Below are 24,511 nucleotides of genomic sequence, written 5' to 3' on the forward strand. Positions count from 1 at the left end.
GCGGTACGGCGGCTAGCGGTCGTCCCCGCCGACGATGCGGTCAGTGGCCCTGATGAACCGGGCGGCGGTGATCGCGGGACCGGGCAGCGCGGCGCCGCGGGCGCGGGCGGCCTCGGGGCGCAGCCCGTCGAGATACAGCTCCAGGTGGCGGTGGGCCAGTGCCTCATCCTCCGGCAGTCCGCCGCCGGGCAGCAGCAGCGTCAGCCGCATGACCATGAACGGCACGTCGCCGAAGACCACGTCGTCGCGGAGCTGGCCGGCCCGCTGCGCCCGTACGATCAGCTCCTGCACCGGGCGCAGCGTCCGCGAGCGCAGCTCCGCCAGCTCTTCGTCGATCCGGATCCGGCCGGAGAGCGCCGGGAGCACCGCGCCGATCCGCAGGTTGAGCGCCGTATGGGCGAACCGGCGCAGCGCCTCGAACGGCTCGTCCCCACCGGCCAGCGCCTCCTCGGCCGCGTGGCGCAGCTCGCCGAGGGTGGCGGCGGCGACGCCGCGGATCAGCGCCTCGCGGCTGCCGAAGTTGCGGTAGAGCGTGGCGATGCCGACGCCGGCCCGGCGGGCGACGTCCTCCAGCGGGGCGTCGGGGCCCTCGCCCACGAAGACCTCGCCGGCCGCCTTCAGGATCAGCTCGCGGTTCCGCCGGGCGTCCGCGCGCATCGGGGTCCGCATGGCCACTCCTCAACCGAAGGGAAATTCTCCACTTACTCGCACCGTAGGAGGCAACCGGAGAGATTTCATCCGTCTGGGAGGAAGTGAGAGGGCATCGCGCGAAGATCCTCCGCATCGCGCCGCGGTCCGCCCCGGACGGCCGGAATCCGGTGCCAGGACACGCGTACGGGCCCGGGCCGGCGACATCGCTGCCGCCCGCCCGGGCCCGTACCCCGGGATCCGACCCGGTCCGCTACTCGGTGAGGTTCACCGCGCGCGCCGAGGCCGCGCCGATCTCACCCGCGATCTCCTGCACGACGGCCGGCGGGATCGTGTCGTCCACGGTCAGCGCGACCAGCGCCTCGCCGCCCGCCTTGGCGCGGGACACCTGCATCCCGGCGATGTTGATGCCCGCCTCGCCCAGGATCCGGCCCATGGTGCCGACGACGCCGGGGCGGTCGCCGTAGCTGAAGAACGCCATGTGGTCGGCGAGGGTCAGGTCCACGTCGTGCTCGCCGACGGCGACGACCTTCTGCTGGTGCTTCGGCCCGGAGAGCGTGCCGGAGACCGACACCTCCTCGCCGCTGGCGAGGGTGCCGCGCACCGTCACCACGTTGCGGTGGGCGTTCGACTCCGAGCTGGTGGTCAGCCGCACCTCGACGCCGCGCTCCTGCGCGAACAGCGGGGCGTTCACGTAGCTCACGGTCTCGGCGACGATGTCCTCGAAGACGCCCTTGAGCGCGGACAGCTCCAGCACCTTCACGTCGTGCTGCGTGATCTCGCCGCAGACCTCCACGTCGAGCCGGACCGCGACCTCGCCGGCCAGCGCCGTGAAGATCCGGCCGAGCTTCTCGGCCAGCGGCAGCCCGGGGCGTACGTCCTCGGCGATGACGCCGCCCTGGACGTTGACCGCGTCCGGCACCAGCTCGCCGGCCAGCGCGAGCCGCACCGAGCGGGCCACGGAGATGCCCGCCTTCTCCTGCGCCTCGCCGGTGGAGGCGCCGAGGTGCGGGGTGGCGACGACGCTGTCGAACTGGAACAGCGGCGAGTCCGTGCAGGGCTCGGTGGCGTAGACGTCGAGGCCCGCGCCCGCGACCCGGCCCTCCTTCAGCGCGGCGGTCAGCGCCTCCTCGTCCACGATGCCGCCGCGGGCGGCGTTGACGATCCGGACGGACGGCTTGACCTTCTGCAGCGCCTCGTCGCCGATCAGACCCAGGGTCTCGGGGGTCTTCGGCAGGTGGACGGTGATGAAGTCGGAGGTCTCCAGCAGCTCGTCCAGCGAGACGAGCTTGACGCCCATCTGCGCGGCGCGCGCGGCCTGCACGTACGGGTCGTACGCCACGACGCTCATGCCGAACGCCGCCATGCGCTGCGCGACCAGCACGCCGATGCGGCCGAGGCCGACGACGCCGAGGACCTTCTCGTTCAGCTCGACGCCGGTGTACTTCGAGCGCTTCCACTCGCCGGCCTTCAGCGCGGCGTTGGCCTGCGGGATGTTGCGCGCGCTGGCGATGATCAGGCCGCAGGCCAGCTCGGCGGCGGTGACGATGTTGGAGGTCGGCGCGTTGACGACCATGACGCCGGCCTTGGTGGCGGCGGGTACGTCGACGTTGTCGAGACCGACGCCCGCGCGGGCGACGACCTTCAGCCGGCGCGCGGCCGCCACGGCCTCCGCGTCGACCTTGGTGGCGCTGCGGATCAGGATCGCGTCCACGTCGGCGATGGCCGCGAGCAGCTCGCCCCGGTCGGCGCCGTTGCAGTGGCGGATGTCGAAGTCGGGACCGAGGGCGTCGACGGTGGCCGGCGAGAGCTCCTCGGCGATCAGTACGGCGGGCTTCCCGGGGGTGGCGCCGGTGGCTGGGGCAGTGCTCACGTGGTCCTCACTGGATTCCTGTGCGGGACGGCCGTCCCGACGGCCGCAGGTGGAGGGATGCAGGCGCCGGTCCGCCGGACAGACGCGTGCTGCCGCGTTTGAAGGACACACGACGCTGTGAGCCTGACGCGCGATGTACCAAGAGTGTAGTGGCGCGGGGCGGTGGCCGGGCGCCGCTGCGCCCCGCCACCGCCCGAACGAGCGACCCGCTCCGCTCAGTCCTTGTCGTCGACCCAGCTCATGAGCTTCCGCAGCTCCTTGCCGGTCGTTTCGACCAGGTGGTCGGCGTCGCGCTTCTTGTACTCGTTGTAGCGCGGCAGGCCGTTGTGGTACTCGGCCATCCAGTCCTTGGCGAACGAGCCGTCCTGGATCTCGCCGAGGATCTTCTTCATCTCGGCCTTGGTGTTGTCGTTGATGATCCGCGGGCCGGAGACGTAGTCGCCCCACTCGGCGGTCTCGGAGACCGACCAGCGCATCTTCTCCAGGCCGCCCTCGTACATGAGGTCCACGATGAGCTTCAGCTCGTGCAGGCACTCGAAGTACGCGATCTCCGGCTGGTAGCCCGCCTCCACCAGGGTCTCGAAGCCGGCCTTGACCAGCGCCGAGGTGCCGCCGCACAGCACGGCCTGCTCACCGAAGAGGTCGGTCTCGGTCTCCTCGGTGAAGGTGGTCTTGATGACGCCGGCGCGGGTGCCGCCGATGGCCTTCGCGTACGACAGGGCCAGCGCGAAGCCGCCGCCGCTGGCGTCCTGCTCGACGGCCGCGATGCACGGCACGCCGCGGCCCTCCTCGAACTGGCGGCGGACCAGGTGGCCCGGGCCCTTCGGGGCGACCATGCAGACGTCGACGTTGGCGGGCGGCTTGACGAAGCCGTAGCGGATGTTCAGGCCGTGGCCGAAGAACAGCGCGTCGCCGTCCTTGAGGTTGTCCTTCACGGACTCCTCGTAGACCTGGCCCTGCACCGGGTCCGGCACCAGCATCATGATCACGTCGGCCTCGGCGGCCGCCTCGGCGGCGGTGACGACCCGCAGGCCCTGCTCCTCGGCCTTCGCCCGGGACTTGGAGCCCTCGTGCAGGCCGACGCGGACGTCCACACCGGAGTCGCGCAGCGACAGCGCGTGGGCGTGGCCCTGGCTGCCGTAGCCGAGGACCGCGACCTTGCGGCCCTGGATGATGGACAGGTCGGCGTCGTCGTCGTAGAACAGCTCGGCCACGGTTGCGATCTCCTTGAGTCTTGCGGGTGGCCCCACCGTACGTCTGGCGCGGCGGGGGGTCCTGGGGGGTTGTTAACGACGGTTGGCAGGAACGGTGTCGGCACGACCGCGGCGGCCGGTGCCCGCGGGCGGGCCGCCGGCGGGCCGGTGGCCGCCGCGGCGGCCGGCGGCCGGTCGCGGGGACGTGCCAGGAGGGCGCGCGCCGAGGCGCTACGCGCTTCGGTCGAGGGCGCGGAGCGAGCGGTCGGTGATGGAGCGGGCACCGCGGCCGATGGCGATCGTGCCGGACTGGACCAGCTCCTTGATGCCGTACGGCTCCAGCATCTTCAGCATCGCCTCCAGCTTCTCGCCGCTGCCGGTGGCCTCGATCGTGACCGCCTCCGGGGAGACGTCCACGGTCTTGGCGCGGAAGAGCTGGACGATCTCGACGACCTGGGAGCGGGTCTCGTTGTCGGCGCGCACCTTCACCAGGACGAGTTCGCGCTGCACCGCCGCGCCCGGCTCCAGCTCGACGATCTTCAGCACGTTGACGAGCTTGTTGAGCTGCTTGGTGACCTGCTCCAGGGGCTGGTCCTCGACGTTCACCACGATCGTCATCCGGGAGATGTCCGGGTGCTCGGTGGTGCCGACGGCGAGCGAGTCGATGTTGAAGCCGCGGCGGAAGAACATCGCGGAGATCCTGGCCAGGATGCCCGGCTTGTTCTCCACCAGGACCGACAGCGTGTGCTTGGACATGTCTTCGTCTCTCTCTTCGCTGCCCGGCCTCAGTCGTCTTCGCCGTCGCCGAAGTCCGGGCGGACGTCGCGCGCGGCCATGATCTCGTCGTTGGAGGTGCCGGCCGCGACCATCGGCCAGACCATCGCGTCCTGGTGGACGATGAAGTCCACGACGACGGGGCGGTCGTTGATGGCGTTGGCCTTCTCGATGACCGCGTCGAGCTGCTCGGGGTCCTCGCAGCGCAGCCCGACGCAGCCCATGGCCTCGGCGAGCTTGACGAAGTCCGGGCAGCGGGTGCCGGCCGCCTGGCGGGCCTGCTCCTCGGCGCCGCCGGCGCCCTCGGCCGAGCCGCCGTTGCCGTTCGGCCCGGAGTGCAGCACGGTGTTGGAGTAGCGGCGGTTGTAGAAGAGGGTCTGCCACTGGCGGACCATGCCCAGCGCGCCGTTGTTGATGATCGCGACCTTGATCGGGATGCCGTTCAGCGCGCAGGTGACCAGCTCCTGGTTGGTCATCTGGAAGCAGCCGTCGCCGTCGATGGCCCAGACCGTGGCGTCCGGCGCGCCGGCCTTGGCGCCCATGGCGGCCGGGACGGCGTAGCCCATGGTCCCGGCGCCGCCGGAGTTGAGCCAGGTGCGGGGCTTGTCGTAGTCGATGTAGTGGGCGGCCCACATCTGGTGCTGGCCGACGCCCGCGGTGTAGACCGTGTCCTCAGGGGCCAGCTCGCCGATGCGCTGGATCACCTGCTGGGGCGAGAGGGTGCCGTCGGAGGGCAGGTCGTAGCCGAGGGGGTACGTCTCGCGCCAGCGGTCGAGCTGCTGCCACCACTCCGCGTAGCGCTCGGTGCCCGTGCCCTGCCGGTCGCCCTGCTCCTGCTCGCTCTGCACCGCGACGATCAGGTCCGCGATGACCTCGCGGGCGTCGCCGACGATCGGCACGTCGGCCTCGCGGTTCTTGCCGATCTCCGCGGGGTCGATGTCGGCGTGCACGATCTTGGCGTGCGGCGCGAAGGTGTCCAGTCTGCCGGTCACCCGGTCGTCGAACCGGGCGCCGAGCGCCACGATCAGGTCGGCCTTCTGCAGCGAGGTGACGGCGGCCACCGTGCCGTGCATGCCCGGCATGCCCAGGTGCTGCGGGTGGGTGTCGGGGAAGGCGCCGAGGCCCATCAGGGTGGTGACGACCGGGGCGCCGGTCAGCTCCGCGAGCACCTTCAGCTCGGCGGTGGCGCGGGCCTTGAGCACGCCGCCGCCGACGTACAGCACCGGGCGCCGGGCGGCGCCGACGAGCCGGGCGGCCTCGCGGATCTGCTTGGCGTGCGGCTTGGTGACCGGGCGGTAGCCGGGCAGCTCGTGCCGCGGCGGCCAGGAGAAGACGGTGGGCGACTGCAGCGTGTCCTTGGCGATGTCGACCAGCACGGGCCCCGGCCGTCCGGTGGACGCGATGTGGAACGCCTCGGAGATCACCCGCGGGATGTCCGCGGGGTCCGTGACCAGGAAGTTGTGCTTCGTGATCGGCATGGTGATGCCGCAGATGTCCGCTTCCTGGAAGGCGTCGGTGCCGATCGACTTGACCACCACCTGGCCGGTGATCGCCACCAGCGGCACGGAGTCCATGTGCGCGTCGGCGATCGGCGTGACGAGGTTGGTCGCGCCCGGTCCCGAGGTGGCCATGCAGACGCCCACCTTGCCGGTGGCCTGCGCGTACCCGGTGGCGGCGTGCCCCGCGCCCTGCTCGTGGCGGACGAGGACGTGCCGGACCTTCGTGGAGTCCATCAGCGGGTCGTACGCGGGGAGGATGGTCCCGCCCGGAATGCCGAACACCGTGTCCGCGCCGACGGCCTCCAGGGCGAGGATGAGGGACTGCGCGCCCGTCACGGTCTTGTCTGCCGGTGTGTGCCCCGGAACGCGGGACTGTCCCCCGCTGCGGGCCCGCGGCGGCTGCGGGTGGGGCTCACTCCGCGGGGGAGCCTGCTCGGTCATCGGTTTCTCTTCTCGTCTTCGATCGGTGCGAGGGTTGGGGGGTGGAGCAGCGGGTTCGAGCAACAAAAAACCCCTCGTGCCGGATGGCAAGCGAGGGGAGCGCGTCGGCGCGGTCCGGGAGTCGGGATCCGCTTCAGCCGACGCGCTGTCCAAGTACGAGAATTCGGGTGCGCATGGACCCGACCTTGCCCCCGGCGCGCCGGGGGTGTCAAGTTCGTGGAACCCGGGTCTCACTATGTGAGCGCAATGGCCGAAGCGTCCTCTTCCGGCAGCGCGAACGCTCCCAGGGCCAGCGCGTCCCGTACTCGCTCCTCCTCCAGTGGTTCGCAGTAGGCCATGCCCTGCGCGTGCCGGCAGCCCAGCGCGCGCAGTACCTCGGCCTGCTCGGGCAGGTCGACTCCCTCGGCCGTCGAGTCCAGGCCCAGCTCGCCGGCGATGCCGATCATCCCGGCCGCGATGGCACGCAGCCGGGGCGACTCGGCCAGGCCGTCGACCAGGCCCCGGTCCAGCTTCAGCACGTCCACCGGCAGCCGGCGCAGCGCGGCGATGGCGGCGTGGCCGCTGCCGAAGCCGTCGAGCGCGATGCGCACGCCGAGGCGGCGCAGCGCCACCAGGCGCCGCTCCAGCTCGTCCATGCCGACCCGGGTGTCGCTGTCGGCGACCTCGACGGTCAGCGCGCCGGGCGGCAGCCCGTGCCGCACCAGCAGGGCCTCCACCAGTTGCGGTGACATGCTCCGGTCGGTGAGCCGGGCGGCGGACATCCGCACGGTCACGGGGATGCCCATGCCCGCCTCGTACCGCGCGGCGGCCTGCTCGACCGTCGCCTCCAGCAGCCAGCGCGCCAGCTCCGCGGTACGGGCCCGGTCCTGCCCGCTGCCGCGCCCACCGGTGTCCGGCGGACCTTGCATGAACTCGGCCGGCGTGTGCACGATGCCCTGCGCCGAGCGCCAGCGCGGCTGCGCCGACAGCGCCGCGAGACGGCCGCTCGACAGCTCCACCACCGGCTGGTGGACGAGCGTGAACTGCCCGTCGTCCAGCGCGGAGCGCAGCCGGTTCGCCATCTCTATCCGGCGAACCACCTCGGCCTGCATCTGCGGCGCGTACAGCTCGACGCGCGCCTTGCCCGCCTGCTTGGCGCGGTACATCGCCAGGTCGGCGTTGCGCATCAGCTCCGCGGGCGTGCTGCCGGGCTCGGCGAAGGCCACGCCGATGCTGGCCGCGACCCGCACCTCGACGCCGCCCGCGGTGTACGGCTCGGAGAGCCGCACCCGCAGCCGGTCGGCGACCTCGCGGGTGCGCCGCTCGCGCCCGGCGCCGTCCGACCGGTTCTCACCCGCCGCGCCGCCGACGAGCAGCACCGCGAACTCGTCGCCGCCGAGCCGGGCCGCCGAGTCCCCGGAGCGGATCGACTCCTGCAGCCGGCGGCCGGCCTGGATGAGCAGCTCGTCGCCGGCGGCGTGGCCCACGGTGTCGTTGACCGCCTTGAAGCCGTCGAGGTCGATGAAGAGCACGGCCGCGTTCGCGTCCCCGGCCCGGCGGCCGCCGAGGGCATGCCCGACGCGCTCGGTGAACAGCGCCCGGTTCGGCAGGTCGGTGAGCGCGTCGTGCGAGGCGCTGTGCTGCAACTGCGCCTGGAGCCGGACGCGCTCGGTGACGTCCCGGGAGTTGAAGATCAGGCCGTTGTGGTGCCGGTTGACCGTCGACTCGACGTTCAGCCAGCCGTCCTCGCCGTAGCCGCCCTCGCCGCCGGCGCGGGCGCCGCGGCGGCCCCGGCCGGCCCGGAAGCGGCACTCGATGCGGATCGAGCGCGCCCCGCCGGGCGGCGCCGACAGGAACCGGCGCACCTCATGCAGCACCCGGCCCAGGTCGTCGGGGTGGATGAGCCCGGCCAGCTCACAGCCGACCAGCTCCTCCGGGTCCGTGCCGTAGACCCCCTGGGCGGCCGGGCTGACGTAGCGCAGCACGCCGGACGGCGCCGCGATCATGATGACGTCGCTCGAACCCTGCACGAGCGAGCGGAAGTGGTTCTCCTTCTGGGCGAGCTCCTGGGTGAGGCTGATGTTGTCCAGCAGCATGATCGCCTGGCGTACGACCAGCGCCAGCACGACCGTGCAGGCGGTCATCAGCACCACGCGGTCGACGCTGCGGCCGTCCAGCAGGTTGTACAGGATCCCCAGCGTGCAGACCCCGGCCGCGAGATACGGTGCGAGCGCGCCGATGTGGCCGGCGATGGGGCGGCCGCGCTCCTTCTGGCCGCGCTCCTCGGCCTCCTCCGCCTCCTCGGCCCTGCCGACCCAGGGGGCGTACGCGAGGAGCACCGAGCCGGCGAACCAGCCGGCGTCCAGCAACTGCCCCGAGCGGTACTGCTCCTGCAGCAGCGGCGAGGTGAACAGTGCGTCGCACAGCACCGTGAGCACCAGCGCGCCGATCGCCGTGTTGATCGCGGACCGGCCGGCCGCGGTGCGCCGGAAGTGCAGCGCCAGCACCATGCTGACCAGCACGATGTCCAGCAGCGGGTACGCGAGCGAGAGCGCGACCCGCGGCACCGACTCGTCGTCCCCCGCGGCGTGCGCCAGGGCGAGCGTCCAGGAGATGGTGAGCAGGGAGCCGCCGATGAGCCAGGTGTCCAGGCCCAGGCAGATCCAGCCCGCTCTGCTCACCGGCCGCCGGGCGAGCACCAGCAGGCCGATGACCGCCGGCGGCGCGAAGAGCAGGAAGAAGAAGTCCGCCACGGACGCCTCGGGCAGCGGGCGCTGGAGCACGACCTCGTACCAGCCCCAGATGCCGTTGCCGATGCCCGCCATGGCGGACGAGACGCCGAACATGAGCCAGGCCGGCCGAAAGCGGCCCTGGCGGATACGCGCGTAGTAGAGACACGAGAAGGCGGCCGCGAACGCCGCCGCGCTCAGCCCGAAGTCCCCCATGATCAGGGCGACTCGGGAAGAGCCCCAGCCCAGAGCGGCACCGGTGGCATACCCCGCGCAGAGCACCGCGAGGACCATTTGGGGTACGACCCCCGCGGGCAACGGCGGCCTGGGCACCACCGCCCCGATCGACGCGGTCACCGCGCCCCCCGGCTGCCGGGAGCCGGCTCCGGCCGCGGCCGCGCCGCGACGCCGGCTCTGAAGGCCCGGAGGCGCGCGGGACTACCGCGCTGCCCGCGTTCCGGAAAGGTTTCCCACTTGCCGTGCATGTGCCCATCGCCCCCCTCGATATCGGTTGCGCCGCCGGCAGCGGGCCGGCCACGTTGACGTCGGGAGCAATCCCCGCTGCGGACGATACACCAGGTTCGTCACGCAGGGACATACTTCCTCTACGGAGCGTAACTAAAACCGAGAGTCGCGCGTCAACTACGTAGAGTGTTCAAGCGGTTGTCCATCAGGCAACGGCGACCACGTGCTCCACCGGTTCACCGGCGGCGAACCGCCGCAACTGGGCACGCAGCAGCCTCTCCGCACGCGGCCGGAAGGCGGACGTCGGGCCGCCGGTGTGCGGGCTGATCAGCACGCCGGGAGCGCGCCACAGCGGGTGTCCCGGCGGCAGCGGCTCGGGGTCCGTCACGTCGAGCGCGGCCCGCAGCCGGCCCGGTCCCACCTCGTCCAGCAGGGCCTTCGTGTCGACGACGGCGCCGCGGGCGACGTTCACGAGCAGCGCGCCGTCCTTCATCCGGGCCAGGAACCCGGCGTCGACCAGGCCGCGGGTGGCGTCGGTCAGCGGGGTCGTCACGATCACCACGTCGGCGGCGGGCAGCAACTCCCCTACGCCGTCGAGGGCGTGGACGGGACCGCGCGGTGTGGTGCGCGGGGAGCGCGCGATGCGTATGACCCGCTCGCACTCGAAGCCCGCAAGCCGGTCTTCCACCGCGCTTCCGATGGCGCCGTAGCCGAGGATCAGCACGGTCTTGTCGGCGAGCGACGGGTGGAAGCCGCCGCGCCACTCCTCCGCGTCCTGCCGGCGTACGAAGTCGGGGATGCCGCGCAGCGACGCGAGGGTGAGCGCCAGCGCCAGCTCCGCGGTCGACGCCTCGTGGACGCCGCGGGCGTTGCACAGCCGGGCCCCCGGCGGCAGCGTGGACAGCACGGGCAGGAAGTCGTCGACGCCGGCGGTGAGCGTCTGCAGCACCCGCAGCGCCGTCATCCGCGGCACCGGGTCGTGCGTGATCCGGCGCATGTAGGGGGCCACCAGGAACACGCAGTCCGCCGGGTCCGCCGGGAACTCGGGCTCGGCGTCCCAGTGCACGTAGTCGAGTTCCGGCGGCAGACCGGTGATCTCGTCCGGCGGAATCGGCAGCCACACCTGTCCATCGCTCATGGACACGAGGCTAGGTGATCAGCGCGGGCGTGCGGAGCGCGAGGGGGGCGTGCGAGGCCCGAGGCCGCGGGGCCGGTGTCGGCGGCAGGGTTTAGTGTGCCTTGCGTGGAGCGCAGGACGATCGGGGCGGCGGCCCTGGAGGTGGGCGCGGTCGGCCTCGGCTGCATGCCGATGAGCTGGGCGTACAGCACGTCGCGGCAGCAGGGCGACGAGTCGGTACGGGCCGTGTGGGCGGCGCTCGACGCCGGCGTGAGCCTCCTCGACACCGCCGACATGTACGGGCCGTTCACCAACGAGCTGCTGGTCGGCCGGGTGCTCAAGGAGCGGCGCGCGGATGCGTTCGTCTCCACCAAGGTCGGCCTCCTCGTCGGCGAGCAGCACGTCGTCGCCAACGGCCGCCCGTCGTACGTCAGGCGCGCCTGCGACGCCTCGCTGCGCCGGCTGCAGACCGACGTCATCGACCTGTACCAACTGCACCGCGAGGACCCCGAGGTGCCGGTCGAGGAGACCTGGGGCGCGATGGCGGAGCTGGTGGCGGCCGGCAAGGTGCGCTCGCTGGGGTTCTGCGCGGTCGGCGCGCGGGCGGACCGCAGGGCGGGCGGCGGGATGTACGACGCGACGATCCGCCGGCTGGGCCGGGTGCAGCAGGTGTTCCCGGTCAGCAGCGTGCAGGCGGAGCTGTCCGTGTGGTCACCCGAGGCGCTGGCGAGCCTGCTGCCGTGGTGCGAGGCCCGGCAGGTCGGGTTCCTCGCGGCGATGCCGCTGGGGCACGGGTTCCTCACCGGCACGCTGACGCCGGGGCAGGGCTTCGAGCCGGACGACATACGGGCCAGGCACCCGCGGTTCACCGCCGAGATGATGGCGGCGAACCAGCCGGTGGTCGCCGGGCTGCGCCGGGTCGCCGAGCGGCACGGCGCGACGCCGGCGCAGGCTGCGCTGGCCTGGGTGCTGACGCAGGGGGCGCACGTGGTGCCGGTGCCGGGGGCGAAGCGGGCGCGGTGGTCGGTGGAGAACGCGGCGGCGGCGGGGTTGCGGCTGGCGCCCGCGGACCTGGCGGAGATCGCGGCGCTGCCGCCGGCGCAGGGGTCGTGGGAGTAGCCGCGCGGCCGGACTGAGGGCCGGGGGCCGCCGGGCGGCCGGTCCGTACGGGAACGGGCGGGCGGGTCCGTACGGATGCGCGGCACTCGTCCGTACGGGCGGGAACGCTCCACCGGCGCGCGGTGTACGCCCGGTTGTGATGTGCTGGGGTACGTTCCGGCCACCGCCCGCCGAAGGAGAACCGTCCCGTGAGAGCCCGCGCCTTCACCGCCGTGGCCGCCGCCGCACTCGTGCTCGCCGCCGGCTGCTCGTCGGACGACGACGGGGGCTCCGGCGGGTCCGCCGCGGAGTCCTCCGCCGCGCCCGCCGGCAGCGGCGGCGCCGCCGACCGGGGCGAGCCGCCGCCGGCCAAGGGCTCCGCGAAGGTCGTCGGCACCGTCGCCGAGAATCTGAAGACCCCGTGGGGCCTGGCCGAGCTGCCCGGCGGCGACCTGCTGGTCTCCTCCCGCGACACCGGCACCGTCCACCACGTGGCCGCCGAGGGCGGGAAGGTCACCGAGGTGGGACAGGTGCCCGGCGTGCAGCGCGAACCGGGCAACGAGGGCGGCCTCCTGGGGCTCGCGCTCGGCGCCGACGAGATGCTCTACGCCTACCTCACCTCCGACAGCGACAACCGCATCGTGCGGATGACGTACGACCCGGACGGCCCCGAGGGCAACCGGCTGGGCGCGCCGGACACCGTCTTCCGCGGCATCCCCAAGGGCGGCCGGCACAACGGCGGGAGGATCGCGTTCGGCCCGGACAAGATGCTGTACGTCGGCACCGGCGAGGCCGGCGACCCGGCACTGGCGCAGGACAAGGACTCGCTCGGCGGCAAGATCCTGCGGATGACGCCCGACGGCGAGCCGGCGCGCGGCAACCCGGAGGCGGGCTCGGTGGTGTACTCGTACGGCCACCGCAACGTGCAGGGCCTGGCCTGGGACGACGACAAGCGGCTGTGGGCGGCGGAGTTCGGCGACCAGAAGTGGGACGAGCTGAACCTGATCGAGCCGGGGAAGAACTACGGCTGGCCCGAGGTCGAGGGCAAGGAGGACCGGAAGGGCTTCGTCGACCCCGTCGTGCAGTGGCCCACCCCGGACGCCTCGCCGAGCGGCATCGCGTTCGCGGAGGGGTCGATCTGGATGGCGTCCCTGCGCGGCGAGCGGCTGTGGCGGATCCCCCTGGACGGCACCAAGGCAGCGGCGGACCCGCAGGCGTTCTTCGACGGCAAGTACGGGCGGCTGCGCACGGTGGTCCGGGCGTCGGACGGCGAGCTGCTGCTGATGACCAACGAGACGGACCTGCGGGGCACGCCGGAGAAGGGCGACGACCGCATCCTGCGGCTCGAGGTCAGCTAGGGCACGGGCCCCGGGCCCGGTCCGGAAGGCGTACGCCAGGGGGCGTACGCGGGCGCGCGGCTGCGGCGCGGGAACTCACCCGCCGTCGAACAGCCGCAGCCGGTGCGCCACCGCCGCCGCCTCGCCCCGCGCCGCCACCCCCAGCTTCGCCAGGATGTTGGACACGTGCACGCTCGCCGTCTTGGGCGAGATGAACAGCTCTTCCGCGATCTGCCTGTTGCTCCGCCCCGCCGCCACCAGCCGCAGCACGTCCGCCTCGCGCGCCGTCAGCCCCAGCGACTCCGCCGGATCCTCCGCTTCCGCCGGGGCAGCGGCCGCGGTCAGGGCGATCCGGGCGCGGGCCGCCAGGGCCTCCGCGTCGCGGACGAGCCCGGCCGCGCCGAGGTCCCTTGCCGCGTCGTACGCGAGCCGCAGCGCCCGCGCCGCGCCGTCCCGGGCGGCGGCCGTGGCCTGGCCGCTCACGAGCGCCGACTCCGCCCAGCGGTAGCGGGTCACGGCCTGCTCGTACGGCCACTCCAGCTCCGCCCACGCCGCCTCGGCCTCCGCCCAGCGCGCCGTCGCGTCGCGGCCCTCGGCCGCGCACAGCTCCGCCTCCGTCATCAGCGCCTGTGCCTCCCACGGCGGCGCGAACCGCGGCAGGTTGCGCATCGCCGCGCGGATCGCGGCCAGCGCCGCGGGCCGCCCCGTCTCGGCCGCGGGCAGGCCGCGCAGCCGGGCCTCGGCGGCGGCCGTGGCGTACAGCAGCGGCCAGGCGTAGCGCTGCATGCCCAGCCGCAGCCCGTCGCCGACGGCCTGCCCGAACGCGGCGCGCACCTCGGCGACGCGGCCCTCCGCGGCGGCGAGGCGGACCGTCATCTCGGCCCGCGGCAGCTCGTACTGCGGCTGCCGGTCGTTGCCGAACTCGTCCCGGGCCGCGGCGAGTTCGCCGTGCACCGCGGCGTGGTCGCCGCGCAGCAGCGCCAGCAGCGCCCGGCTCAGCAGCGCGCTGCCGCGCAACTGCGTGCTGCGCGCGGTCCGGAACTGCGCGTCCATGGCCTCCGCCGCCTCGGCCCAGCGGCCGAGCGACAGCAGCCCGTTGGCGCGGTTGCCGTGGCTGAGCGAGAGGAAGGTGGCGAGTCCGGAGTCGGCCAGCATCGCGACCGCCTCGTCGGCCGCGGCCACCGACTCGGCGGACCTGCCGACGCCTTCGAGGGCCGAGGGCAGGTTCGCATACGCCCGGGCCGCGGCCACCATGAGGCCGTCGGCCACCGCCCGTTCCCGTACCGCGTGGAACTCCGCGATGCCGCCCTCGACATCGCCGGAGTCGACCATCATCCAGGCCCGCGGAATGCGCACGGTCAGCTCGGTCTCCTCGGCGCCGACCAGCCGGGCGAGCTGCACGGCGCGCTCCGCGGCCTCGATGGCGCCGCCGCCGGGGGTGTGCATCGCCTGCCAGTTGGCGACCTCGGCGAGCACCTGCGCGTGCACCGGCGACGGCGGCAGGCCGCGGACCAGCTCCTGCGCCCGGTCCAGGTCCGCCCAGCCGTCGCCGCGGCCGAGGCCCTGCATGCAGCGGGCGCGCTCGACGCGGAACCACGCGGCGCGCAGCGGGGCGCGGGTGCCGAGCAGCCGCAGCGCCCGGTCGCCGAGCGTGAGGGCCCGGCCGAACGCGGACGCGAGCCGGGCCGCGAACACCGTCTCGGCCAGCAGGTCGGCGAACTCGGGCTCCGCGGCCCGCGGGTACGCGCCGCCGGAGTCCGGCACGGTACGGGACCCGGGCGGCGCCTCGTCCCACAGCGCGACGGCCCGCTCCAGCAGCGCGAGCTGGTCGGCGAAGGCGTGCCGGGCGCGGGCGTCCGCGGCGGCGGCGAGGACGGCGGGCAGGGCGCGGGCAGGATCGCCGGCCAGATACCAGTATCCGGCCAGCCGCGCGGGGCGCTCGTCGGCCCGTACGAGGGCGGGGTCGGCCTCCAGCGCCTCGGCGAAGCGGCGGCTGAGGCGGGCGCGTTCGCCGGGCAGCAGGTCGTCGGAGACGGCCTCGCGCATGAGGGCGTGCCGGAAGCGGTACGCGTCCACCCGCTCGTCCGCCGGGAGCAGCACCCCGGCGCCGATGGCGGTGCGCAGCGCGTCGAACAGGGCGTCCTCGCCGAGCCCGGAGACGGCGGCGAGCAGCGGGGTGTCGACGCGGTCGCCGCCGACCGCCGCCAGCGCGACGATCCGGCGGGCGGGGTCCGGCAGCGCCTCGGCCCGTACGAGCAGCAGGTCGCGCAGCGACTCGCCGATCCCGCCCGCGGGGCGCCCGGCGGCCGCGCCGCGCGTGCCGGTGCCGAGGCCCGCGGCCAGCTCCTCGACGAAGAACGCGTTGCCGTCGGAGCGCCCGTAGACCTCCGCCACCAGGTCCTCGGGCGGCTGACCGCCGCGCAGCCCGGCGAGCTGGCTGCGCACCTCGTCGCGGCTGAAGCGGGCCAGCTCGAAGCGGCGGACGGCGCGCAGCCGGTCCAGCTCGGCGAGACCGGGGCGCAGCGGGTGGCGGCGGTGCAGGTCGTCCGAGCGGTAGGTGGCGACGACGAGCAGCCGGGCGGCCTGGACGGAGCGCAGCAGGTAGCCGAGAAGTTCGCGGGTGGAGTTGTCGGCCCAGTGGAGGTCCTCGACGACCAGCACGAGCACCCGCTCCTCGGCCAGCTTCTCCAACATCCGGGCGGCCAGCTCGTACAGCCGGGCCCGCCCGGCCTCGCCCTGCGCGGCCGCCGGGGGGCCGGGGATCGGCCCCAGCTCGGGCAGCAGCCGGGCCAGCTCGCCCTGCTGCCCGGCGACGGCCTCGTCCAGCCGGTCGCCGAGGCGGCGGCGCAGGGCGCGCAGCGCGGTGGAGAAGGGCGCGAAGGGCAGGCCGTCGGCGCCGGACTCGATGCAGTTGCCGACGGCGGTGACGGCGCCCGCGGCCTCGGCGCGCGCCAGGAACTCCTCCACCAGACGGGACTTGCCGACGCCCGCCTCGCCGCCGACGAGCACGGCGCACGGCTCCCCCGCGGCGGCCCGGTCGTACGCCTCCGTCAGCGCGCCCAGCTCCGCGGCGCGGCCGACGAAGACCCGGGCGCCGGTACGCGTGCCGGCGTCCGCGCCTGACGGCTCCAGGGGCTCCGGGGACTCCACGCGACCGAGCATCGCACGTCACGCGGCCGCGCGCGGCGCCGGCCCGAAGGTCACCGGGGAACCGGGCGCGACCAGGGCCGGAAGGGGTCCTGAGAGGGGGTCCCCGGGGCACGTAAGAGGGGCCTTAGGCCGCGGGGCCCGGCCGGGGCGGGCATCTAAGGCGCCGGGCCCGCGGAGATGAGGAAGTCGCCCGATGCGCCGCACCCCCCTGGGGGACGAGTCTTGAGGCACAGGGAGAACACGGCGGGGACGCCGACTCACAGGGGAGCGAAGATGTACGACTACGAGATCCACCGGGCCAGGTCCGCCGAGCTGCGCCGCGAGGCGGAGCAGTACCGGCTGGCGCGCGGCGCCACCGCCGCCCGCCGGGCGCGCCGCCGCGGCGCGGCCGGCCGGGGCGAGCCGGGCGGTGCCGCCGCCCGCCGCGGGAGCTGGGTGAAGGCGGCCTGAGGATGGCCGCCCCGCCGGCACCTGTCGCCGGGGCCGAGGCGCATGACATCCTCGGCGGCGTGAGAGCCGTCCGCCTCAGCCCCGTACTCGCAGGGCGCACGGAAGAACTGAAGACACTCGACGCCGCGCTCGCCCGCGCCTCCGCGGGCGAGCCGCAGGCGTTCGTGGTCGCGGGCGAGGCCGGGGTCGGCAAGACCCGCCTGGTGGAGGAGTTCCTGGCCGCCGCGCGGGCCGCGGGCGCGGTGACCGCGGCCGGCGGCTGCGTCGAGCTGGGCGCGGACGGGCTGCCGTTCGCCCCCTTCACCACCGCCCTGCGGTCCCTCCAGCGCGAGCTGGGAGAGGACGCGATCGCCGAGGCCGTCGGCGGCCGCGAGGACGAGCTGTCCCGGCTGCTGCCCGACTCCTCGTACGCGCCCCCGGCCGGCGCCCCGCCGCACGAGCGCGACGGGCGCACCCGCCTCTTCGAGCTGACCGCGCAGAGCCTGGAGCGGCTGGCCGCGGACCGCACCGTCGTCCTCGCCCTGGAGGACCTGCACTGGTCCGACCGCTCCACCCGCGAGCTGCTCTCCTATCTCTTCCGCACCATGCAGGCCACCCGGCTCGTGGTGCTGGCGACGTACCGCTCCGACGACATCCACCGCCGCCACCCCCTGCGCCCCTTCCTCGCCGAGCTGGACCGGCTGCGCTCCGTACGCCGCATCGAGCTGGCCCGGCTCAGCCGCGACGAGGTCGCCGCCCAGCTCACCGGCATCCACGGCACCGCGCCGAAGCCCACCCACGCCGACGACATCTTCCGGCGCAGCGAGGGCAACCCCTTCTTCGTCGAGGAGCTGTCGGCCAACCCCGACTGCAGCCTCAGCGAGTCGCTGCGGGACCTGCTCCTCGTCCGGGTCGAGCGGCTGGCCGAGCCCGCCCAGCGGGTGGTACGGGTCGCCGCAGAGGCCGGCAGCCACGCGGAGCACGCGCTGCTCGCCGCGGTCACCGGCGAGGGCGAGGACGCGCTGCTGGAGTCGCTGCGCGCGGCCGTCGCCGACAACGTGCTCGTACCCGACGAGGACGGCGAGTCGTACCGCTTCCGGCACGCCCTGCTGCGCGAGGCGGTCCGCGACGACCTGCTGCCCGGCGAGCGCTCCCGGCTCAACCGCCGCTACGCCGAGGTGCTCCAGGCCGACCCCACGCTCGTCCGGGCCGAGCAGCGGCTCACCCGCATCGCCCGGCACTGGCACCAGGGCCGGGACAGCGCGCGGGCGCTGCCCGCGGTGCTGGCGGCGGCGGTGGAGGCGCGCTGCCGGCACGCGTTCGCCGAGCAGTACGAGCTGCTGAAGCGGGCGATGGAGCTGTGGGACGACGTGCCGGCGGAGGTCTGCGCCCGGCTGCGGCCCGCGGACCGCATCGAGGACTACGAGCCGGGTGCGGCCGACACCCCGCTCACCGAGCTGGACCTGCTCGCCGAGACCGTCGTCGCCGCCCGGCTCGCGGACGAGCGGGAGCGGGCCCTGGCGCTCACCCGGCGCGCGCTGGAGGCCATCGACGAGACCGCCGAGCCGCTGCGCGCGGCGTGGTTCTGGGTACAGCGGCACTGGCTGGTGGAGGACCTGGCGCGCGGCGACGGCCGCGCCGAGCTGGACCACGCGCTGCGGCTGGTACGGGACCTGCCGCCGTCGCGGGTGCCGGCGCTGGCGCTGACGGCCGCGGCGAGCTGGGAGATGCTGCACCGGCCCGGCCGGCCCGAGGGACTGGCGGCGGCCGAGCTGGCGGTACGTACCGCCGCCGCGGCCGGCGAGGAGAACCTGGAGCTGAACGCCCAGGTGATGCTCGGCATCCACCTGGAGGACTCCGGCCGCGAGGACGTGGGCCTGGACATCCTGCGCGAGGCCCGCGACCGGGCCAGGCGCAGCGGCGACTACACGGCGGCGGCACGCGCGGAGCTGAACCTGTCCGCGGCGCTGGAGAACCTGGGCCGCTCCCGGGAGGCGGCGGAGGTCGCCGCGGACGCGGCGCGGGCCGCGGCGAGCCGCGGGCGGCGCGACAAGGTGGCGTTCTCGCTCGGCAACCAGGTGGACTCCCTGGTGGCGATGGGCCGTTGGGACGAGGCGGAGCGGGTCGCCGGCCGGGCGGAGCGGGACGCGGTCGTCGCCCTGACGTACGGCAACCTCGTCCAGGCCCGCGCCCGGCTGGCCCTGTTCCGCGGTGACGTGGCGCGGGCGGAGGCGCTGCTGGCCACCGCCCGCGACCGGCTCGGACCGCAGCAGACGCAGCCGCAGATGGCGATCCCGCTGAGCACGCTGACGGTGGCGGTCGCGGCGGCGCGCGGCGATCTGACCGGCGCCCGCGAGGAGGCCGCGCGCACCGTCGACGCCGGTCTTGCGCCCGGCGTGCACCGGTACGCGTGGCTGCTGCTGGAGGTGGCGGCGGAGGCCGAGGGGGACGGGCGGCGGGTGCCTGCGTTCGCCCGGGGCAGCGCCGCGGCGCTGGCGCGGATCCGTACGGCGGCGGCGGGGCTGTCCTGCTCGGCGCCGGTGTGGGCGGCGCACGCGCTGCTCCTGCGCGCGCAGTTGGCGCGCGCCGCAGGCGACCAGGACCCGGCGCCGTGGGCCGCGGCGGCGGCCGCGTTCGAGCCGCTGGACCGGCCGTACGAGCTGGCCCGGGTACGGCACCGGTGGGCGGAGGCGCTGCTGGCCGCCGGCGACCGGGAGGGCGCCGCGCCCCTTCTCGCCGGCGCGCACGCGACGGCCGGCGCCCTCGGCGCCGTCCCCCTGCGCACGGCGGTCACGGCGCTGGCCTCCCGTGCCCGGGTGTCCCTCGGCGGCCCGGACCCGGCCCCGGCGGACCCGGTGCGGGCGCTGGGGCTGACCTCGCGGGAGCAGGAGGTGCTGAGGCTGGTGACGGCGGGCCGCAGCAACCGCCAGATCGCGGAAGAGCTGTTCATCTCGCCGAAGACGGCGAGCGTGCACGTCTCCAACCTGATGGCCAAACTCGGCGTCTCCGCCCGCGGCGAGGCCGCGGCGACGGCACACCGCCTCCGGCTCTTCGAGGACGCGTAGGCGTACGGCCGCGACCTGCGGGTTCGGCGCCGTCTGAGGCGGCCGGCGGCCGGCATAAGGCACCTGAGGCCCCCGGTGGCGCGAATCCCCGGGGGCCTTAGGCATGTACGCGCGCGTAGGTGCCCCGGGTAAGGCGGCGGGCGCCCGGAGATGCGGAAGTCTCCCGATGCGGCGGACCCCCCTGGGCCGCGAAGCTGGAGCCACACCGCAAGGGACCAGCCAAAACGCAGGGGAGAAAGAGATGTTCGCGTACCAGATGCACGAGACCCGCTCCGCCGACCTGCGCCGCGAGGCGGCGCAGTACCGCCTCGCCCGCGAGGCCGCCGTCGCCCGCCGGGAGGAGCGCCGCGCGGCCCGCCGGGCGCGCGTCCTGGCCCGCTGGGTGAAGGCCGCGTGAGGTGCCGTACGGAGCGGCGGACCGGCGTACCGGCCGGGTGGCGGGGAGACGGGACCCCGCCGCGGGACCCGGGGACCCCGGGCGGCCGGCCGCTGCCCCGCTGAGCAGCGGCCGCCGCCCCCACCGGAGACCGGACCCGGACCCACTCACCGGGACCCGCGTACCGGGACAGGACCACAGAGCGCCCACCCGCGCACCGCGGGCCGGGCGCTCTCGCCGTCCGCGGCCCCTGCCCCGCGCCTTCGCCGGGCTGCCCCCCGTGTCGTAAGGCTGTGCGATGCTCTCAACTGTGACGATCTCGTGCGTGAGCCCCGTGCTCGTCGGCCGGGCCGACGAGCTGCGCTCCCTCGGCGCCGCCCTGGAGCGGGCCGGTGCCGGTGCGCCGCAGGCCCTGCTGGTCGGCGGCGAGGCCGGGGTGGGCAAGACCCGGCTGGTGGAGGAGTTCGCCGGCCGCGCCGAGCGGGCCGGTGCCGTGGTGGCCGTCGGTGGCTGTCTGGAGCTGGGCGCCGAAGGGCTGCCGTTCGCGCCGTTCGCCACCGCGCTGCGCGCGCTGCACCGCCAGCTCGGCGACGAGCTGGCGCGGTCCGCCCGCGGCGGCGAGGCCGAGCTGGCGCGGCTGCTGCCCGAGCTGGCGGGCGCCGGCGGCGCGGAGGGGCCCGGGGACCGGCACGACGTCGAGGCCAAGGCGCGGCTCTTCGAGCACGCCGCCCGGCTGCTGGAGAAGCTGGCCGCCGAGCGGACGGTGGTGCTGGTCCTGGAGGACCTGCACTGGTCGGACCGCTCCACCCGGGAGCTGCTGGGCTATCTCATCCGGTCCCTCCAGGGCGCCCGCGTCGTGCTGCTGGGCACGTACCGCTCGGACGACATCCACCGCCGCCACCCGCTGCGCCCCTTCCTCGCCGAGCTGGAGCGGCTGCGCACCGTCGAGCGGCTGGAGCTGGCGCGCTTCTCCCGGCAGGAGGTGATCGGCCAGCTCACCGCGATCCGCGGCACCGGTCCGCTGCCCCACCTGGTGGACACGATCTTCCAGCGCTCGGACGGCAACCCCTTCTTCGTCGAGGAGCTGACCGCCCTGCTGGACTGCGGCGGCTCGCCGGACGCACTGTCGGAGTCGCTGCGCGACCTGCTGCTCGTCCGGGTCGAGACGCTGCCGGAGGCGACGCAGCGGGTGCTGCGGACTGCCGCGGAAGCCGGCTCGACCGTGGAGTTCGGGCTGCTGCTCGCGGTGTCGGGGCAGGGCGAGGAGGAGCTGATCGAGGCGCTGCGGCCCGCGGTCGACGCCGGTATCCTGCTGCCCGCTGCGGGCGGCCCCGGCGCCGACAGCTACCGCTTCCGGCACGCGCTGCTGCGCGAGGCCACCGGGGACGACCTGCTGCCCGGCGAGCGCTCCCGGCTGCACCGGCGCTACGCCGAGGCGCTGGCGGCCGACCCCTCCCTGGTCCGCACGGAGGAGCACGCCGCCCGGCTGGCCAGCCACTGGTACGCGGCCCGCGACCCGGCCCGGGCGCTGCCCGCCGCGCTCAAGGCGGCCGACGAGGCGGGCATGCGGCACGCGTTCGCCGAGCAACTGGCCCTGCTGCGGCGGGCCGTCGAGCTGTGGGACGAGGTGCCGGAGGAGCAGTTGCGCGAGCTGCCCGCCGCCCGCTACGCCGAGTCGTATCCGCTGTGCCGCTGCGCCGACCAGCCCCACCTGCACTTCGTCGACCTGCTCGCCGAGGCCGCCGTCGCCGCCCGTCTCGACGACGCGCACGAGCAGGCGCGCACGCTGACCCGCCGGGCGCTGGAGCTGCTAGACGACGAGGCCGAGCCGGAGCGGGCGGCGTGGTTCTGGCTGGAGCGGCAGTGGCAGGTCGTGAACAGCGGCGGCGCCGACGGCTGGGCGGAGCTGGGCAAGGCGCAGGAGCTGGTGGCCGACCGGCCACCGTCGCCGGTGAAGGCGGACGTGCTGGCGACGGCCGCGCTGTGGAAGATGCTGCACAGCCCGGATCCGGCGAGCATCCCGCTGGCGGAGAGCGCGGTGGAGCAGGCCCGGCTGGTCGGCGCCGGGGAGGTCGAGCTGCACGCGCGGATCACGCTGGCCACGCTGCGTACGCACGCCGCCGACGTCGACCGCGGCATCGCCGAGCTGTACGAGCTGCGCGACGCCGCCGACCGCAGCGGCGCCCCGACCGTCATCGGCCGGGCGCACAACAACCTCGCGTCCGTGCTGGAGATGACCGGCAGGTCCCGCGAGGCCATCGAGGCGGCGCGCGGCGGTCTCGCGGCGGCCAGGAAGCAGGGCCTGCGCGACTCGATCGCCTTCATCGGGTGCAACATGGTCGACGCGATGATCTCCGTCGGCGAGTGGGACGCCGCCGAAGGAGACCTCGCCCGGCTGCGGTCGTACGGGGCCCAGGCCCGTACCCGCGCGTTCGCGGGGCTCGCCGCCGCCTGGCTGGCGCTGTACCGCGGGGACGTGGACCGGGCCGGGGAGCTGCTGGCCGAGGCGCGCGCGGACGCGGGGGCGAGCCAGGCGGAGCCGCAGGGCTCGTACCGCATGGTGCAGATCGAGGCGCGGATCCTGATGGAGCGCGGGCAGTACGGGCAGGCGCGGGCGGTGCTCGCCGAAGGGCTGGTGAAGCTGCCGGAGCTGGGGCACGAGTCGTATCTGTGGCAGCTCCTGGTCTCCGCGGCGGCGGCCGAGGGCGACGCACGCGGGCTGCCGGGGACGGCGGACGGCCGCGACGAGCTGCTGGACCAACTGGAGCGCGCAGCGGGGCAGTTGGACACCCCGACGCCGATCTGGGCGGCGTGGCAGCGGTACTTCGTCGCGGAGCTGGGCCGGGCGCGGGGCCGCTCCGAGGTGGCCCTGTGGGAGGCGGCGGCGTCGGCGCTGGAGCCGCTGGAGCGGCCGCACGAGCTGGGCTGGGTGCGGTACCGGTGGGCGGAGGCGCTGCTCGCCGGCGGCGCGGCCGGGCCCGTACGCGAGCGGGCGGCGCGGCTGCTCGGGCAGGCGCACGCGGCGGCGGAGTCGCTGGGCGCGGCGCCGCTGCGCGACGGCGTCGAGCAGTTGGCGGCGCGGGCGAGGATCCCGCTCACCGCTCCGGGCGACGCGGCGGCGCCGGGGCCGGAGGATCCGGTGGAGGCTCTGGGTCTGACGGCGCGGGAGGCGGACGTGCTGCGGCTGGTCACGGCGGGGCGGAGCAACCGGCAGATCGCCGAGGAGCTGTTCATCTCGCCGAAGACGGCGAGCGTGCACGTGTCGAACCTGATGGCGAAGCTGGGGGTGTCCAACCGCGGGGAGGCCGCGGCGCTGGCGCACCGGATGCGCCTCTTCGAGAGCGCCTGACACCCGGCCGTACGCGCCGGGCCCGGCACCCCCGGGCGGGCGGCCGGCGCTACGGCGCCGTGGCGGACCAGTCGAGCGCGGCGCGGTGCCGCCGGGACAGATACGTCCAGGCGGCGAGGAACGGCAGCCCGCCGAGCGCGAGCACGCCGAACGCCCCCTCCCCCGACACCTCGAAGGCCGCGCCCTCGCCGACGAAGAGCTGCGCGGCGCTCTGGTAGGCGACGTGGAAGCCGATGCCGGCCCAGATGTCGCCGGTCGCGACGCGGAACGCGCCGAGGAGCAGGCCGAAGGCGAGGAAGACGAAGAGCCGGAAGGGCGACTGGGCGACGCCGACGAGGAAGCCGAAGAGCATGAACAGCACGCCCTGGACGGCGACCGCCTGCCCGGCGGGCAGTTCGGTGTGCAGGTTGCGCTGGAGGTAGCCGCGGAACACCAGTTCCTCGGGCAGCGCCTCGTACAGGAAGACCAGCACCACCAGCATCGCCGCCACCCCGGCCACCTCGGCGACGGGCTCCCGGCGGGTGATCTCCACCCACCCGGTGGCCAGGCAGAGCGCGAACCCGGCGGCGGCGGGCAGCAGCCAGCAGACCGCGCCGAGGAGGAAGCGGCGCGCGGCCGTACGGGACAGGGGCAGCCCGAGCCCGTGCCAGGGGCGGCGGTCGAGCAGCCGCCGGGCGAGGACGACCGCGGGGACGACGAGGACGGTGGTGAGGACGGCGCGGGCGGCGTGGGTGGGGCGGTCGTAGTCGCGGCCGAGGGGGGTGCCGTAGAAGACGAACAGCCAGAGCAGCACGGCGGCGGCGAAGACGGCGGGGACGCGCAGCCGCATCCCGGGTAACGCGGGCGGCTCGGCCGGAGTGCCGGGCGCCGGTGTGTCTCCTGGGTCCGGCGGCTCGGCGGGCATGGTCGCGTGCCTCTCTGCGGACGACCGCGCCCGTACGGCGCGGGCCGCCATCCTGCACCGCCCCGGGCCCCCCGTCACCGTACGA

At 75.0% G+C, this 24,511-nt stretch carries 15 protein-coding genes; 6 read left to right on the forward strand and 9 right to left on the reverse strand.

Annotated features, from left to right (window positions below):
• Positions 1-12: 12 nt before the first annotated feature.
• The 7 genes from ACFYVJ_RS32950 to ACFYVJ_RS32980 form a co-directional block, all read right to left on the reverse strand.
• Positions 13-669 carry a TetR/AcrR family transcriptional regulator gene (locus ACFYVJ_RS32950; protein WP_388899563.1) on the reverse strand — a complete coding sequence of 219 codons (657 nt, stop codon included), beginning with the start codon at positions 667-669 and terminating at the stop codon, positions 13-15.
• A 232-nt stretch (positions 670-901) separates the two neighbouring features.
• Positions 902-2,521 carry a phosphoglycerate dehydrogenase gene (gene serA / locus ACFYVJ_RS32955; RefSeq protein ID WP_388899566.1) on the reverse strand — a complete coding sequence of 540 codons (1,620 nt, stop codon included), beginning with the start codon at positions 2,519-2,521 and terminating at the stop codon, positions 902-904.
• Positions 2,522-2,736: 215 nt separating this feature from the next.
• Positions 2,737-3,735 carry a ketol-acid reductoisomerase gene (gene ilvC, locus ACFYVJ_RS32960; protein ID WP_388899569.1) on the reverse strand — a complete coding sequence of 333 codons (999 nt, stop codon included), beginning with the start codon at positions 3,733-3,735 and terminating at the stop codon, positions 2,737-2,739.
• 210 nt (positions 3,736-3,945) lie between these two features.
• On the reverse strand, positions 3,946-4,470 hold the full coding sequence (gene ilvN / locus ACFYVJ_RS32965; RefSeq protein ID WP_027772032.1) for an acetolactate synthase small subunit: 525 nt from the start codon (positions 4,468-4,470) through the stop codon (positions 3,946-3,948).
• Between the two features lie 29 nt (positions 4,471-4,499).
• The gene (locus tag ACFYVJ_RS32970) at positions 4,500-6,428 is read right to left on the reverse strand and encodes an acetolactate synthase large subunit (protein ID WP_388899572.1); all 1,929 of its coding nucleotides are present in this window, start codon (positions 6,426-6,428) and stop codon (positions 4,500-4,502) included.
• Positions 6,429-6,661: 233 nt separating this feature from the next.
• Positions 6,662-9,430, reverse strand: a complete 2,769-nt coding sequence (locus ACFYVJ_RS32975) for a putative bifunctional diguanylate cyclase/phosphodiesterase (RefSeq protein WP_388899575.1) — start codon at positions 9,428-9,430, stop codon at positions 6,662-6,664.
• Between the two features lie 376 nt (positions 9,431-9,806).
• Positions 9,807-10,724 carry a 2-hydroxyacid dehydrogenase gene (locus tag ACFYVJ_RS32980; protein ID WP_388899645.1) on the reverse strand — a complete coding sequence of 306 codons (918 nt, stop codon included), beginning with the start codon at positions 10,722-10,724 and terminating at the stop codon, positions 9,807-9,809.
• A 120-nt stretch (positions 10,725-10,844) separates the two neighbouring features.
• On the opposite strand from ACFYVJ_RS32980, the gene ACFYVJ_RS32985 reads away from it, so the two are divergent.
• Both ACFYVJ_RS32985 and ACFYVJ_RS32990 read left to right on the forward strand, forming a co-directional pair.
• Positions 10,845-11,837 (forward strand): aldo/keto reductase, encoded by a 993-nt coding sequence (locus tag ACFYVJ_RS32985; RefSeq protein ID WP_388899578.1) that lies wholly within the window; start codon positions 10,845-10,847, stop codon positions 11,835-11,837.
• A 188-nt stretch (positions 11,838-12,025) separates the two neighbouring features.
• Positions 12,026-13,174 (forward strand): PQQ-dependent sugar dehydrogenase, encoded by a 1,149-nt coding sequence (locus ACFYVJ_RS32990; RefSeq protein WP_388899581.1) that lies wholly within the window; start codon positions 12,026-12,028, stop codon positions 13,172-13,174.
• Between the two features lie 75 nt (positions 13,175-13,249).
• Here ACFYVJ_RS32990 and ACFYVJ_RS32995 read toward each other — a convergent pair whose 3' ends face one another.
• A complete protein-coding gene (locus ACFYVJ_RS32995; RefSeq protein WP_388899583.1) occupies positions 13,250-16,315 on the reverse strand; it encodes an AAA family ATPase in 3,066 nt (1,021 codons plus the stop codon).
• A gap of 261 nt (positions 16,316-16,576) precedes the next feature.
• On the opposite strand from ACFYVJ_RS32995, the gene ACFYVJ_RS33000 reads away from it, so the two are divergent.
• From ACFYVJ_RS33000 to ACFYVJ_RS33015, 4 genes are all read left to right on the forward strand, one after another.
• Entirely contained in the window at positions 16,577-16,753 is a 177-nt protein-coding gene (locus ACFYVJ_RS33000) for a hypothetical protein (protein ID WP_388899586.1), read from the forward strand.
• A gap of 2 nt (positions 16,754-16,755) precedes the next feature.
• Positions 16,756-19,797 (forward strand): AAA family ATPase, encoded by a 3,042-nt coding sequence (locus tag ACFYVJ_RS33005; RefSeq protein WP_388899589.1) that lies wholly within the window; start codon positions 16,756-16,758, stop codon positions 19,795-19,797.
• Positions 19,798-20,038: 241 nt separating this feature from the next.
• Positions 20,039-20,194 (forward strand): hypothetical protein, encoded by a 156-nt coding sequence (locus ACFYVJ_RS33010; RefSeq protein WP_388899592.1) that lies wholly within the window; start codon positions 20,039-20,041, stop codon positions 20,192-20,194.
• A 313-nt stretch (positions 20,195-20,507) separates the two neighbouring features.
• Complete coding sequence (locus tag ACFYVJ_RS33015; RefSeq protein WP_388899647.1) at positions 20,508-23,522, forward strand: AAA family ATPase; 3,015 nt, start codon at positions 20,508-20,510, stop codon at positions 23,520-23,522.
• A 49-nt stretch (positions 23,523-23,571) separates the two neighbouring features.
• Here ACFYVJ_RS33015 and ACFYVJ_RS33020 read toward each other — a convergent pair whose 3' ends face one another.
• On the reverse strand, positions 23,572-24,351 hold the full coding sequence (locus ACFYVJ_RS33020; protein ID WP_388899595.1) for a CPBP family intramembrane glutamic endopeptidase: 780 nt from the start codon (positions 24,349-24,351) through the stop codon (positions 23,572-23,574).
• Positions 24,352-24,511 lie beyond the last annotated feature (160 nt).

This window comes from Streptomyces sp. NPDC004134, from assembly GCF_042874195.1.
GTDB lineage: Bacteria > Actinomycetota > Actinomycetes > Streptomycetales > Streptomycetaceae > Streptomyces.